Annotated in this window: 14 protein-coding genes, 1 tRNA gene and 1 pseudogene; 8 read left to right on the top strand and 8 right to left on the bottom strand. The window is 68.3% G+C overall.

The window, feature by feature from the left end:
- Positions 1-8: 8 nt before the first annotated feature.
- Positions 9-950, top strand: coding sequence for an aldo/keto reductase (locus tag SPHPHY_RS0115190; protein WP_022687544.1), 942 nt, complete (start codon positions 9-11; stop codon positions 948-950).
- The gene (locus tag SPHPHY_RS20325) at positions 943-1,593 is read left to right on the top strand and encodes a hypothetical protein (RefSeq protein WP_022687545.1); all 651 of its coding nucleotides are present in this window, start codon (positions 943-945) and stop codon (positions 1,591-1,593) included. The genes SPHPHY_RS0115190 and SPHPHY_RS20325 overlap by 8 nt, the downstream gene beginning before the upstream one ends.
- Before the next feature lie 108 nt (positions 1,594-1,701).
- Here the strand turns inward: SPHPHY_RS20325 and SPHPHY_RS20330 are convergent, their stop codons facing one another.
- Positions 1,702-2,352 carry a DUF4893 domain-containing protein gene (locus SPHPHY_RS20330; RefSeq protein WP_022687546.1) on the bottom strand — a complete coding sequence of 217 codons (651 nt, stop codon included), beginning with the start codon at positions 2,350-2,352 and terminating at the stop codon, positions 1,702-1,704.
- Positions 2,349-3,134: a 3-hydroxybutyrate dehydrogenase gene (locus SPHPHY_RS0115205; RefSeq protein ID WP_028056980.1), complete on the bottom strand. Its 786-nt coding sequence runs from the start codon at positions 3,132-3,134 to the stop codon at positions 2,349-2,351. Before SPHPHY_RS0115205 ends, SPHPHY_RS20330 begins: the two co-directional genes overlap by 4 nt.
- A gap of 125 nt (positions 3,135-3,259) precedes the next feature.
- On the opposite strand from SPHPHY_RS0115205, the gene SPHPHY_RS0115210 reads away from it, so the two are divergent.
- Positions 3,260-4,159: a neutral zinc metallopeptidase gene (locus tag SPHPHY_RS0115210; RefSeq protein WP_022687548.1), complete on the top strand. Its 900-nt coding sequence runs from the start codon at positions 3,260-3,262 to the stop codon at positions 4,157-4,159.
- Between the two features lie 743 nt (positions 4,160-4,902).
- Here the strand turns inward: SPHPHY_RS0115210 and SPHPHY_RS0115215 are convergent.
- A complete protein-coding gene (locus tag SPHPHY_RS0115215) occupies positions 4,903-6,225 on the bottom strand; it encodes a DUF2171 domain-containing protein (RefSeq protein WP_022687549.1) in 1,323 nt (440 codons plus the stop codon).
- Between the two features lie 250 nt (positions 6,226-6,475).
- On the opposite strand from SPHPHY_RS0115215, the gene SPHPHY_RS0115220 reads away from it, so the two are divergent.
- From SPHPHY_RS0115220 to SPHPHY_RS22815, 4 genes and pseudogenes are all read left to right on the top strand, one after another.
- Positions 6,476-6,551 (top strand) — tRNA-Ala (locus tag SPHPHY_RS0115220).
- A gap of 19 nt (positions 6,552-6,570) precedes the next feature.
- On the top strand, positions 6,571-7,335 hold the full coding sequence (locus SPHPHY_RS0115225; RefSeq protein ID WP_028056981.1) for an NUDIX domain-containing protein: 765 nt from the start codon (positions 6,571-6,573) through the stop codon (positions 7,333-7,335).
- Between the two features lie 41 nt (positions 7,336-7,376).
- Complete coding sequence (locus SPHPHY_RS0115230; protein WP_022687551.1) at positions 7,377-8,072, top strand: extensin family protein; 696 nt, start codon at positions 7,377-7,379, stop codon at positions 8,070-8,072.
- Between the two features lie 38 nt (positions 8,073-8,110).
- A pseudogene (locus SPHPHY_RS22815) lies at positions 8,111-8,260 on the top strand (barstar family protein); the annotation flags it as partial.
- Positions 8,261-8,352: 92 nt separating this feature from the next.
- On the opposite strand, the gene SPHPHY_RS0115240 reads toward SPHPHY_RS22815, so the two are convergent.
- From SPHPHY_RS0115240 to SPHPHY_RS0115260, 4 genes are all read right to left on the bottom strand, one after another.
- Positions 8,353-8,892 carry a hypothetical protein gene (locus tag SPHPHY_RS0115240; RefSeq protein ID WP_022687553.1) on the bottom strand — a complete coding sequence of 180 codons (540 nt, stop codon included), beginning with the start codon at positions 8,890-8,892 and terminating at the stop codon, positions 8,353-8,355.
- A 210-nt stretch (positions 8,893-9,102) separates the two neighbouring features.
- Entirely contained in the window at positions 9,103-9,396 is a 294-nt protein-coding gene (locus SPHPHY_RS0115245) for a hypothetical protein (RefSeq protein ID WP_028056983.1), read from the bottom strand.
- Positions 9,397-9,899: 503 nt separating this feature from the next.
- Positions 9,900-10,673: a transglutaminase-like domain-containing protein gene (locus tag SPHPHY_RS0115255; RefSeq protein ID WP_022687556.1), complete on the bottom strand. Its 774-nt coding sequence runs from the start codon at positions 10,671-10,673 to the stop codon at positions 9,900-9,902.
- Positions 10,674-10,778: 105 nt separating this feature from the next.
- A complete protein-coding gene (locus tag SPHPHY_RS0115260; RefSeq protein WP_022687557.1) occupies positions 10,779-11,519 on the bottom strand; it encodes a Bax inhibitor-1 family protein in 741 nt (246 codons plus the stop codon).
- A gap of 120 nt (positions 11,520-11,639) precedes the next feature.
- Between SPHPHY_RS0115260 and thpR the strand changes: the two genes are divergently transcribed.
- On the top strand, positions 11,640-12,188 hold the full coding sequence (gene thpR, locus SPHPHY_RS20335; protein WP_022687558.1) for an RNA 2',3'-cyclic phosphodiesterase: 549 nt from the start codon (positions 11,640-11,642) through the stop codon (positions 12,186-12,188).
- Between the two features lie 6 nt (positions 12,189-12,194).
- Here thpR and SPHPHY_RS0115275 read toward each other — a convergent pair whose 3' ends face one another.
- Positions 12,195-13,217, bottom strand: a complete 1,023-nt coding sequence (locus tag SPHPHY_RS0115275; protein WP_022687559.1) for a glycoside hydrolase family 3 N-terminal domain-containing protein — start codon at positions 13,215-13,217, stop codon at positions 12,195-12,197.
- Between the last annotated feature and the right edge of the window lie 110 nt (positions 13,218-13,327).

Consider the following 13,327-nt stretch of genomic DNA (forward strand, 5'->3'; position numbering starts at 1 on the left):
GGACGCATATGACCGACCTGCGGCGCCTGGGCGCCTCCGATCTTCGGATCGCCCCTTTGGTGCTTGGCGGCAACGTCTTCGGCTGGACCGCCGACCGCGCTGCCTCCTTCGCGGTGCTCGACGCCTTCGTCGCGGGCGGCGGCACGCTGATCGATACCGCCGACGTCTATTCGGCATGGATCGATGGCCACTCCGGCGGCGAATCGGAAACGATGATCGGCGAGTGGCTCAAGGCCAGCGGTCACCGCGGTCGCGTGCTGATCGCCACCAAGGTCGGGATGCTCGGCGAGGAGAAGCTCGCGCCGTCGCATATCGTCGCGGCGTGCGAGGCGTCGCTCCGCCGGCTCGGCACCGACCGCATCGACCTCTATTTCGCGCATCAGGACGACGAGGCGCAGCCGCAGGAAGCGGTCGCCGAGGCGTTCGCGACGCTGGTACGCGACGGCAAGGTGCGCGTGCTCGGCGCATCGAACTTCCACGCCGCGCGGCTGAAATCGGCGATCGAGATTGCGCGCGCCGCCGGCCTGCCGCACTATCAGGCGCTGCAACCCGGGTATAATCTCGTCAGCCGCCACGCCTTCGAAGGCGAGTTGCAGGATTATTGCGTTACCGAGAATATCGGCGTCACGCCGTATTTCGGCCTCGCCTCGGGCTTCCTGACCGGCAAGTATCGCCGTCGCGAAGACTTGTCGCAGAGCGTTCGCGGTGCGCGGATGGGCGATCTGCTGGAGGGCAAGGGCCGTGCGGTCCTCGACGCGATGGACGCGGTCGCGACCGAGACCGGCGCCACGCTCGCGCAGATCGCCCTCGCCTGGCTCATCGCACAGCCCGGCGTCACCGCCCCGATCGCCAGTGCCACTGCCGTGACGCAGATCGAGGAACTGCTCGGTGCGATGGAAGTGCGCCTGAGCGGCGAGCAACTCGACCGGCTGACCGTCGCCGGTGCGTGACGGCGCGCAGCGCTGGCTTCTGCGGTTCGCGCTGCTCGTCGCCGCGTTCGGCGCGTGGCCGGCGCACGCGGCGATCACGATCACTTTCTGGAGCCGCGACTTCGGCAACTACTTTCCGCACGCCTTCTTCATGCTGCGCGGCACGCCCGACGCCGGCGGCGCGCCCGTCGACGCCAGTTACGGCTTCACTGCCAAGTCGGTCAGCCCCGCGCTTCTGTTCGGCAACGTGAAGGGCCGCATCGAGCGTCCAAAGCCCGCCTATATGAACGGCAGCCACGTCCGCTTCGCCCGCACGCTCACCGATGCGCAATATACCGCCATCCTGTCGCTGGTGCGCGAGTGGGACGAAAAGACCGGCGATGCCACCTACAATCTCGGCAAGCGCAATTGCGTCACCTTCGTCCGCGAGGCGGCGCGCCGTGCCGGCCTGACGATCGTCGAGTTCCCGAAGCTGATGAAGAAACCCAGCAGCTATCTGCGCGCGGTCGTCGCCGCGCAGCCGGAGGCGGTGACGGTGATCGACCGGACCGGCAAGGATTACCTCGCCACCCTGCCCCCGCTCGACGGCACGGTGCCCGTCGAGGCGCCGGTCTCGACCCCCGGCACCCTGCCGGGAAAGACGGAACCCGCGACCCAGCCTTGAAGCCGGATCAACGTTGATCCATCGCCCGAACGCGGTCGACAGGCCCGGGCAGACGCGGACGGCGCATTCAGGACGCCACGAGGACGCGGCCGTCGACCCGACCCGCCGCTATTCCGCCGGCACCAGCTCCAGAACGTCGAGCACCGATTCAAATGCCGGATACGGCATCGCAACGCGCCAGCGCCGCCCCGCCACACGCTCGACCCAGCCCGCCACGTCGCGCGTCTTGTCGACGCCGTACGCATAGGCGCGCGCCTCGTCGCCCAGCATCAGCGTTCCCAGGAACGCCGCGCGCGTCGGTGCGGCGGGATAGACGATTCCCGCCTGCCGCTGCGATCCGGTCAGCTTCGAGAGCCGCACCGCGCCGTCCGCCGTCGCCGCGACGCGACAGTCGAACCACCCGTAAGCCACGAACCCAAGCCCGCCACCGCCCGGCGACCCCAGCTTGAACATCCGGCAGCGATACGCCCCCACGGGCGGCACGGGATCATCAAGCGCCGCATCGGCCGCGAACAGCGCGCCCTGCGCTGCCACCGCTGCCGCGTCGGATCGCTGCGCCTGCGCCAGCCCGTCGGTCCACGCGTCGCGCCACCGCCGCATCCGCTCGCGGTCGGCGGGTGTCGCCACCGCACGCCAGTCGCGCGCGCCGGAGTCACGCGCACCGGTCAGCGCCGCGGAACCCAGCGCAGGCGCCGCCGCCGGTTGTCGCGCGCCGCATCCGGCCAGACATATCAGCAGCGCGCCCGCCGAGCGCTTCACGCGGCGGTCCAGCCGCCATCGACCGCAAGGTTCGCGCCCGTGATCGCCTTCGCCTCGTCGCGGCACAGGAACAGCGCGAGCGCGGCAACCTGCTCCGGCGTCACGAACTCCTTGGTCGGTTGCGCGGCGAGCAGCACGTCGTCGATCACCTGTTCGCGCGTCAGCCCGCGCGCCGTCATCGTGTCCGGGATCTGCTTTTCCACCAGCGGCGTCCAGACATAGCCCGGCGAGATGCAATTGGCGGTGATCCCGTCGGTCGCGGTCTCCAGCGCGACGGTCTTGGTCAGCCCGACCAGCCCGTGCTTCGCGGCGACATAGGCCGATTTGTTGGGGCTCGCGACCTGGCTGTGTGCCGAAGCCGTCGACACGATCCGCCCCCAGCCACGCGCCCGCATGTGCGGGATCGCGACGCGCATCGTGTGGAAGGCACTGCTGAGATTGATCGCCAGAATCGCATCCCATTTCGCGACGGGGAAGTCCGCCACTCCGCTAACGTGCTGGATCCCGGCATTGTTCACTACGATGTCCGGCCCGCCCCATGCCTCATGCGCGCGCGCCACCATCGCCGTGATCGCGGCGGGGTCGGTCATGTCGGCGCCATCGTACAGCACCGCACCACCGCCGAGTGCCACGACGCTCGCGCGCGCCGCCTCGATCGCATCGGGCTCGCCCAGCCCGTTGAGCATCACGTCCGCGCCCGCCTCGGCCAGCGCGCGCGCCACCGCCAGCCCGATGCCGGACGTCGACCCGGTCACGATCGCGCTCTTGCCCTTCAGGAACATTGCCGGCCTTCCGCTGCTGTCGATGCCCTTATCCATCGGCGACTGCGCCGACGGTTGCAACCCGCACGCCGCCACGCGCATTCATACCGTATCGACAACGATCCGGCTTCAGGGGGAGGCTTGCCATGCGGCTCGACGATTACGACAAAGATATCAATGTTGAGGACCAACGCGGCATGTCCGGCCCCGGCTTGGGCGGCGGCGGCGGCGGTCTGCTGCTTGGCCTGCTCCCGATGATCGGCAGCCGCTTCGGGTGTGGTGGCGTGGTCGTCGTGCTGCTCCTGCTCGCGGTGTTCGGCGGTCTCGGTAATCTGGGAAGCCTATTCTCCGGGGGTGCGCCGACGACACGGCAACAGGCGGGTCCCTCGACGGCGGCACAGGCATGCGATACGCAAGCCGCCAAAGCTGCGTGCAATGCGTTTTCTTCGGCGGACAACACCTGGGAAAAGATCTTTGCCGGTCAGCAGCAACGGTTTCAGGCGCCAAAGCTCGTGTTTTTCGGCCAGCAGGGCGGCCAGTCCGGCTGCGGTGCTGCGCAGTCGGCGATGGGGCCGTTCTACTGCCCCACCGATCGCGGTATCTACCTCGACACCAGCTTCTTCGACGAGCTGACCAACAAGTACAAGGCGGGCGGCGACTTCGCGCAATATTACGTGATCGCGCATGAATTCGGCCACCATATCCAGAACCTGCTCGGCACCTCCGACCAGGTCCAGCAGGCACAGCGCCGCGCCGGCGAGACGGAGGGCAACGCACTGTCGGTGCGGCTCGAACTACAGGCGGATTGCTACGCCGGCGTCTGGGCGTCGATGAACCGCCAGCGGCTCGATCCCGGCGACGTCGAGGAAGGCATGCGCGCAGCACAGGCGATCGGTGACGACACGCTGCAACGCGAAGCGCAGGGCCGCGTCGTTCCCGACAGCTTCACCCACGGCACCTCGGCACAGCGGCAGGCGTGGTTGCGCAAGGGAATGGAAAGCAACGGCAATCCGGCGGTCTGCGACACCTTCTCGGGCGCAATCTGACGATGTATGGTCTCGGGACCAAGGCGGACGGAAGCTCACCTTGTCCCGGGCCACGTGGCGGAGGGCAGTGCTCATTCAGCGCCGAGATACTGCGGCCGGGCACCCTCCACTCCTCTCCGCTTTTGTGGAAGCGCGATTCGTAAGCTCATCGCGCCGATGACAAGCGATCACACCTCTCCCCGAAATGGCCACATGCCCGCGTCTTGCTGACGCCGGCACATGCTGGGTTCCACCTGTCAGCTTGAGCCGAGGTACGCGCCCCGCCTGCAAGCCATACGGCGAAGGCGCTCCCACTTTTGAGGAAGCACGTCACGTAAGCGCCGATCGATATTTGGACAGGGCTGTCGTGGGCGTAAGTCCCGACGCCACGCTGCGGCTTCTACAGACGCTTCTGGAAGCCGCCGCGCGCCTGACGTGCGCGGCGGGTGGATATGGAGGATCGGCGGATATCATCCGACCGCTGTCACGCTCTCAGCGGTTGCGGCTACCAAGCGATCCCCGATTGCGCTCACGCTGGCCTCGACCAGGCACGCGCGAGCATCCCGCGGTAGGAATGCGTCAACTCAGCGCTCCACCCCCGCCGTCCCGAGGGTCACGAAGCAATCCAGACCGGCTTGGAACGCTCGCTGGTAGCGCCAAAAAGCACGATGCTCCACACACGACAAGGAAAAGCCCCGGACCGCACGGCCCGGGGCTCCCCACCTTACCCGCACCGCCCGAAGGCGGCACAGCACTTCACCGGATCAATACGTGCCGGAGAAGCTGCTGTTGAGGTTCGTGTCCTTCTGCGGCGATCCTGTCGTGCTCGAACCGGTCGAGCCGGTCGAACCCGTCGCGCTCGACGACGAAGCGGACGACCCGTCGTTCGTCGCCGTCGCGCCACCCGCGGCCTGCGTCGACGTGCTGCGGTTGCGATCACCGTAGCCGAACATCGCCTGATTTTCTTCCTCGTTGCGCCAGTGCTGCTTGGCTTCGTCGGCGGTCTTGGACAGCGTCACCTTCTTGTCCTCCACCGACGCGATCCAGCGCGACGGGATCGAATGGTGCTGGCCACCCGCATCGACGTCGTTCTTGGTCAGCAGGATACGGTCGCCGCGCACCTTGTCGACGGTGCCGACATGGCTGCCGTCGGAGCCGAGCACCTCGTCATGCTCCTTCACCTTGTCGAGCGAGGCGCGCTGCGTCTGCCGCTCGGTGCGGAAGCTAGAGAATTCGTTCTCGAAGCGGCTACGGTTCTCCTGCCGGTATTCGTCATAATCGCGATCCAGCGCCGCGATCTGGCCCGAGCGCCAGTTATGGTAATCGCCGTCGCGGTCGCGCCCGCCCTGCTGCTGGTAATAGCGATCGTCGTAGCGGCTGTCGGCCTCCCGGCGTCGCTCCGCATCCTCGTCGCCGAACCAGCTGCGCACTTCATCACCGGCGCGCGCCAGGAAGCCGCGGTCCTCATAATCGTAGCCCTGCGGCTGGCGTCCGTAATTGGCGCCGCGGTCACGATGCCGGCCGTGGTCGCGCGCGCGATCGTCGTCGTCGTCACGGCGGTGCGATCCGACGTCGTTGAAGCGATGCCCGTCCGAGGCGTAGCTGCCGCGATATTCGCTATCCCGCCCGGAGCGCGACTGGCCATATTGCTGGCCGCCATAGCTGCTGCCCGACTGCCCATAACCGGACTGGCCATAACCGGACTGGCCATAGCGCTGCGCGCCGTAGCCCCCCGAGCGCGCGCCGTACCCGCCGCGGTCGTCGTCGCGGTCGCTGCGATAGCCGCGCTGGTCGTCACGGTCGTAGCTGCCGAAGCCGCCCTGCCGCTGGCCATAGCGCTCGCGCTGGCCCTGATCGTCGCGCTGGCCATAGCTGTCGCCGCGCCCGTAGCTGTCGCGTGCGCCATATTGATCGCGGCCACCGCGGTCACCGTCGCGGTCGAACGCGCCGGCGGCCTGGTAGTCGCGCGCGCTCGAATAGCTGCCGGAGCGTCCCGAGCCATAGTCGCGGCCGTAATCCTGAGTCTCGCTGCGACCGTAATAGTCGTCCTGCGGGTTCGTCCCGCGCGGATAGCGTTCATTGCCCATGATATTTCTCCTGCGTCTGACACGGTCGCGCCCCGCTTTGCGGCGTCGCGACGGTAAGAAGGGAAAGCTGATCCAGCGCAGTTCGTTCCTGTTGTTGCGGAGCCGCAACGGTATTTCATCTTGGCTCTGCCCCACCCCGCCGTTCGTAGATCACGTCAGCGAATTTCCGTCGGCGGCGATAAGGGCTGTTGCGTCGCTCGCGCATCGCGTTTAAGGGCGGCGCTCTCGGCATTTGCCGGGCTTGGCGGGCGGGGCTGTAGCTCAGATGGGAGAGCGCTGCAATCGCACTGCAGAGGTCAGGGGTTCGATTCCCCTCAGCTCCACCACCCGCCGCCCATGACATCGATGCCATCCGAAGCGCCTGACGCGATCCCCGCCGCAACGCTGATCGTGATGCGCGACCGCGTCGGTGGCGATCCCGACATCCTGCTGGTCGAGCGTGCCGGCGCCATGGCGTTTGCGCCCGGCGCGATGGTCTTTCCCGGCGGACGCGTCGACCCGGCCGACCACGCCTTCGCGCGCTTGCTGGGATGCGACGACCTCGACGAAGCCGCCGCGCGCATTGCGGCGATCCGCGAGACGATCGAGGAAGCCGGCCTCCCGATCGGCCTTGCCGCCATGCCCGATGCCGCGGCGCTCGCGACGTTGCGGGCCGCGCTGCGGGACGGCACGCCGTTCGCCGCGGCGCTCGCCGCGATCGGCGCCGTGCTCGCCCCGGCGGAGCTCGTCGCCTTCTCGCGCTGGCGGCCGGATCACAGCCCGGTGCGTCGCTTCGACACGCGCTTCTACCTCGCACGCCTGCCCGCCGGTGCACCGGCCGCGCAGGTGGACGGTACCGAGAACGTGCGGCTGTGCTGGGCCAGTGCGCGTGCGATACTCGCCGACGCCGATGCGGGGCGATTGTCGATCATCTTTCCGACCCGACGCAACCTGGAGCGGCTTGCCCTGTTTGCCGATCATGCCGCGGCGGTGACGCAGGCGCGCGCCATCCCGGTGCGCACGGTGGTGCCGTGGACCGAATGGCGCGACGGGAAGGAATATCTCTGCATTCCGGACGACCTCGGCTACCCCGTGACCGCGCAGCCGGTCGGCGACGTCCGGCGCGGATAGCGCGCGCGATCCGCCGCGGTGTCGGTTGCGGCGTCGCGATCGTGCTGCTCGCCGCGGTTGCGCTGGTCGTCTGGGGCAGCGTGCGCGGCCGTCCGCAGGATCTGCCGTGGACGCCGCTCGATCTCGGCCAGCCGATCGGCCTGTTCACCGGGCGCAAGCTCACCGCGCTGACCGGCGATGCTGCCGCCTGTCGCACGCTCCTGACGCAGGCCGGGGTCCGTTACACCGCGCTGCCCGCGCGACACGAACGCCAGTGCGGCTACGACGATGCGGTGCGCCTCGCCCGCGGGGCTGCGCGCACAACCGCCTTCGCGCCCGCCGACGTCGGCATCGCGTGCCCGGTGGCCGCGGCGATGGTGATGTGGGAATGGGATGTGCTCGCCCCTGCGGCGCGCCGCCACTTCGGGGCGCGGGTCGTTCAGGTGGATCATTTCGGCAGCTATTCGTGCCGGCGCCTCTACGGCCGCGACGCCGGCGCATGGAGCGAGCACGCCACGGCCGACGCGATCGACATTGCCGGTTTCCGCCTCTCCGATGGCACGCGGATCAGCGTCGCGCGCGACTGGACCGCAACGGGCCGCAGTGCCGAAAAGGCGGCGTTCCTCCGCGAGGTCCGCGACGGCGCCTGCCGCTTGTTCGCGACCGTCCTGTCACCCGATTACAACGCCGCGCACCGCGACCATTTCCACCTCGATCAGGCCGCCCGTGGCGCCGCCGGGTGGCGCGCATGTCGCTGATCCGCCTCGATGCTGCCGCGCCGCAGGGTCGTGAGGATATGTGGCAGGCGCTGCTTGCGGCGCTCGGCGCACCCGAGTGGCATGGCCCCAATCTCGACGCGCTCTACGACGGGCTGGTGGCCGGCGAGAACCGTGTCCGTCCCCCGCTCACGGTCGAGATCGCCGCCACGCGCCATCTTCCCGTCGCACTGCTCGCCGATCTCACACGCGTCCGGATCGTCTTCGAGGACGCGGCGCGCGACACCGGCCTGCCGATCACGCTCGGCCTCGTCCAGGTTGCTCAGTGCGGCAGCGCGGCGGTGTCGACCTTCTCGACCCAATGCGGAAAGAACGCCGGCTGGCGCGACGACCATCCCGACGCGGTTGCCGCCGCCTCGCTGATCGACTGCAACAGCTTGCGTCGCAATTCCGGGTGCAGATGCGGCATCGCCGCCGCGGCGCAGAAGGCCGAGGGCAGCCATGGCCGAACCTTCGCGCCGACCAGTCGCTCGAAGAGGAAACGGAACGCCGAGAAGGAGGTGATCCGCCCCTGCCCCAGATCGAACCCGGCCAACGTCACCAGTGGCGCCAGCACCTGCTCGGCAGCATCCAGACCGCTGTCGTCGGGAACCAGCGCACGTAGCTCCGGCAAGCGCCGGTAATGCTGCGCCTGTGCGCGGATGCTCGCCGCCTCCACCACATCGCGCGACCAGCGTACCAGCGCGTCCTCGCGATCAAGTCCGATGTCGAGGCTCCGGCGGATGTACCGCTGCGTCGCGGCCGGGAAGGTCGCGAACTCCTTCATTTCGGCCAGCGTCATCGCGCCCTCGGCCGCCTTCATCCGTCCCATCGCCACACCCCGCCGCGTAGATCCAACGGTCGGAAGAATGCACCACAGTGGTTAACACTTGGCTTAACGATGCTGTCTTCCGACCGTCACAGATCAACACGGCGACTGCCGCACCGCAATATGGATGCGACGAAGCGAGTTACATTGGCAGGAAAGGTCCCCATATGCAGCAAACGGGCAACATTCGGTCACGCCTTCGTGTCACGCGTCGCGCTGACGCTCCGCCTCTTCGGCAGCATCGAAGCCCGACGACGGTGCCGGTTCGCTGCGACCGGGCTGGGTGATCGAGACTGGATCGGAGGCGTCCATCGTCTCGTCCAGTCCCTCGTCCAGCCGCGCATCCTCGCTGCTCGGATGCTTGCGCAGCCGTTTGTCGATCGAGCGGTCCTGCCCGGCATCCTGACGCGCATCTCTCGATCCGCCGGCATTACCGGCCTCGGGCGCAACCGACAGGCTGTCGAGCGCGCGGTCGTCGATCGGGCTCTCTTCGGTCATCATACCCTCCTGGTCCGGAAACATTCTGTCGTACCCAAACGCCGCACCCCGCCCGCCGTTCCTAGGCGGGATCGACGTTCGGCGCCTGACGAATGCCGGGCTGTTCGCCCATGAAGATTATCCCTCTTTCAGGGCGCACTGCGCTCGTACGATCGGGCAGGTCCACGACCTTTACCCGTCGTTGCGAGCGTAGCGAAGCAATCCGGCGTTCCGCGCGACATCTTGGATTGCTTCGCTACGCTCGTAATGCGGCGCTTGCGGGGAACCCGCGGAATACCGATCGGTCCAGGTGTTTAGCGCCGACATTCCTCGCTCATCGGCAGCGGCGGTCGCCCCCGTGAAGCTGACCGACACAACGGTCAGACCGCGCGCGATCGCGACGCGTCACGCCGCGCGCCGGCCAGGGGCGAAGCCGCTCGCGCTCATGGCCGGCGAACCAGCCAAGCGCCGGGTCAACTCCGGTACGCGCCTTCGATTCCGGCGATAAGCGACGCCGCAGCGACCTAGTCGACGCGGACGACGCGCACCTGTTGCTCCCACAGCATCGCGGTGCCGAAGATCGTCATGAACGCGATGTCGGTCGCGTCGCGGCCAACGCCGACCCGCGCCATCTCGTCGGCGCGCGCCATCCCGGTCGCGTCGACCAGATGCCAACTCCCGTCCAGCCACAATTCGGCAGCGGCATGAAAATCGGGCGGGTCGACGCCGGGCGCATAGACCGACACACACCGCGCCGGAATCTCCGCCGCCCGGGCCAGCGTCACCAGCAGGTGCGCGTAATCACGGCACACCCCGCGCCGCTCGGCAAAGGTATGCAGCGCCCCGCCACCGATCGGCCCGGGCGCATATTCCAGATTGGTGCGGACCCACTCCGCCAGCGCGACAGCCAGCGCGCCGCCGTACAGCCCGGCGAACGTGCGGCGCACGAAGTTCTCGAAGCGGTCCGACTCGCAATAGCGGCTCGGGAAGAGGTACGGGATCGTCGCCGCCGGCAAGTACGCCGCCGGGGTCGCGGGCAGCCTGTCGATGTGGATGGTCGGCCGGTCGATCACCACGGTCGCGGCATAGCGCGCGACCAGCCGCCGCTCGCCACGCGCCCAACAGCGTTGCCCGATCCCGTCCTCGCCGGCAACGGCGCGGATCGGATGGTCGGATTCGACGACAAGCGATTGCGTCTCCAGCCGCTGGTCGGGCTGTGCTGCCACTTCGATCTGGAGCAGCACGTCGGCCGGGGCCGGAAAACCATAGTCCAGTACGGCTTCGATCGAGAGGCGCATCGCCGCCGTTTCCTTGCAGTTCGAGTGATCGGGACCGAAAATAAGAAAAGGGCCCGGCGGTCACCCGCCGAGCCCTCGTCGTGTTACGTCACTCAATCCCGCGGATCAGTTGCGGTTCCCGCCGAACAGCCGGAGAATGAACAGGAACATGTTGATGAAGTCGAGGTACAGGCTCAGCGCCGACATCACGACCGCCTTGCCGACCATCTCCGGACCATAGCCCGCAACCTGGAAATACAGGCTCTTGGTGCGCTGGGTGTCATAGGCGGTGAGGCCCGCGAACAGCAGCACGCCAACCAGCGAGATCATCAGGCCCAGCGGACCGGAGTTGACGAACATGTTGATCAGGCTCGCGACGATCAGGCCGACGAGGCCGATGATCAGGAACGTGCCGAATGCCGACAGATCGCGCTTCGTCGTATAGCCGTATAGGCTCAGCGCCGCGAAGCCTGCCGCGGTGGCGGCGAATGCCTGCGCGATGGCGATCGGCGAATAGACGAAGAAGATCGACGACAGCGACAGGCCCATCGCGACCGCGAAGCCCCAGAACATCGCCTTGAGGGTCGAGGTCGAGAACTTGCCCTGACCGAAGCTCATCGCGAACACGAAGCCGAGCGGCGCCAGCGCGACGACCCAGCGAAGCGGCGTACCGAACACCGCCTGGGCATAGCCGGACAGCGCGAACGCCAGTGCCACGATGCCGGTCAACAACACGCCCGAAGCCATGTAATTGTAGACGGACAGCATGTACGACCGCAGGCCGGCGTCACGCGCCTCCGTGCGGGTGCCCGAAGCGGTCCCGCCGAACGGGGCAGCGGAGGGCCGGGGATCGGACCAATTGGCCATTGTCTCTTTGCTCCTTCATCCGAACGAATGGGTCGGATACGGGGAATATCGCGCGTCGGCTCCCGCTTTTCAAGCGACCCCGCCGATGCATCCGGTCCAGCAAAGGTTCGTTACAGCGCCATGCACCGCCTTTTCGTCGCCCTGCGCCCGCCGCCCGCGGTCCGCGCCCTGTTGCTCGACGCGATGGGCGGCGTGCCGGGCGCGCGTTGGCAGGACGACGAGCAGTTGCACATCACGGTGCGTTTCATCGGGGAGGTCGACCGGCGCCATGCCGAGGACATCGCCGCCGCGCTGGCCGCGGTCGCCGCGCCGGCGCCGGGCGTGCGGATCGACGGCGTTGGCACCTTCGATCGGCGCGGGCGAGTCGACACGCTCTGGGCGCGCGTCGGCCCCGCCGATCCGCTCGCCGCGCTTCACCGGAAGGTCGACCAGGCGCTCGCGCGAGCGGCGGTCGCGCCCGACCCGCGCCGCTACCTCCCGCATGTAACGCTCGCCCGGTTCTCGCGCACCGCTGCCGACCCGGCTGCGATCGAGCGTTGGGTCGCCGATCACGCCGCGCTCGCGTCGCCCACCTTCGCGCTGTCGCACCTCATGCTCTACGAAAGCGTCCTCGCGCACGACGGCGCCCGCTACGAAGCGATCGCACGCTGGCCGCTGGACCCCGCCTGAAAGCGATCAGGGCTGCGGCACCGCATCCTTCACCAACGCCAGCAACCGGTCGCGCTTGTCGAGCAGCGCCGCCATCTCTCCGGTCGCGGCCGTGCGCCCTGCCATCGCGCGCTCCAGCCGCTCGCGCGCAGCGGGCGTGATCTCGCCCAGCCGGCCGGCGATCTCCTCCATCTCCGGCATCCGCGCCCAGCAATCGAGCACCACGTCGCATCCGGCCGCGATCGCGCCCGCCGCCTTGTCGCCAGCCGATCCGCTCAGCGCCTTCATGTCGATGTCGTCGGTCATCAGCAGCCCGTCGAAGCCGATCCGCCCGCGGATCACTTCCTCGATCACCACCGGCGACAACGTCGCGGGCCGCTCCGCGTCCCACGCCTGATAGACGATGTGGCTGGTCATCCCCATCGGCGCGTGCGCCAGCGTGCGGAACGGCGCGATATCCGCTTCCAGCTCGGCGGCCGATGCCGTTACCGTCGGCAGGTGGTAATGCGTGTCGAGCGACGCGCGTCCGTGCCCCGGCATGTGCTTGACGATGCCGACCACCCCGCCGGCGGCGAGCCCTTCCAGCGTCGCACGCCCCATGGCCGCGACCCGCTTCGGCTCGTGCCCGAACACGCGACAGGTGATCGCCTCGGTCGTCCCTTCGCGTGCGACATCGAGGATCGGATGGCAGTCGACGGTGATCCCGACCTCCGACAGCATCAGCCCCAGCGCATGGCCGTTGGCGCGCGCCGCCTCGATCCCCGACATCGGCGCGAGCTCATAGAGCGCGTCGAACTCAGGGCCGGCCGGGAACACCGGCCATTCCGGCGGCCCAAGCCGGGCGACGCGCCCGCCTTCCTGGTCGACGAGGATAGCGACATCGTCGCGCCCTTCCAGTTCACGCACCGAATCGGTCAGCGCCCGCAGCTGCGCACGCGTCTCGATGTTGCGGCGGAACAGAATGTAGCCGGCAGGACGCATCGCAGCGAAGAAAACGCGTTCCGCCGCAGTCAGGACGGGGCCGGACAGGCCGAAGATGACAGGCTTCATGCCCGCATCTTTACGGCGGAACAGCGCCGTGAGGAAATGGCTTTGGAACCGCGCCGTGCCAGCCTAGGGTTCGGGCTCAATCAGGGTGGGGTCTTGGAGGAGCGGATCTA

The sequence above is a fragment of the Sphingomonas phyllosphaerae 5.2 genome (genome assembly GCF_000419605.1).
Classification (GTDB): domain Bacteria; phylum Pseudomonadota; class Alphaproteobacteria; order Sphingomonadales; family Sphingomonadaceae; genus Sphingomonas; species Sphingomonas phyllosphaerae_B.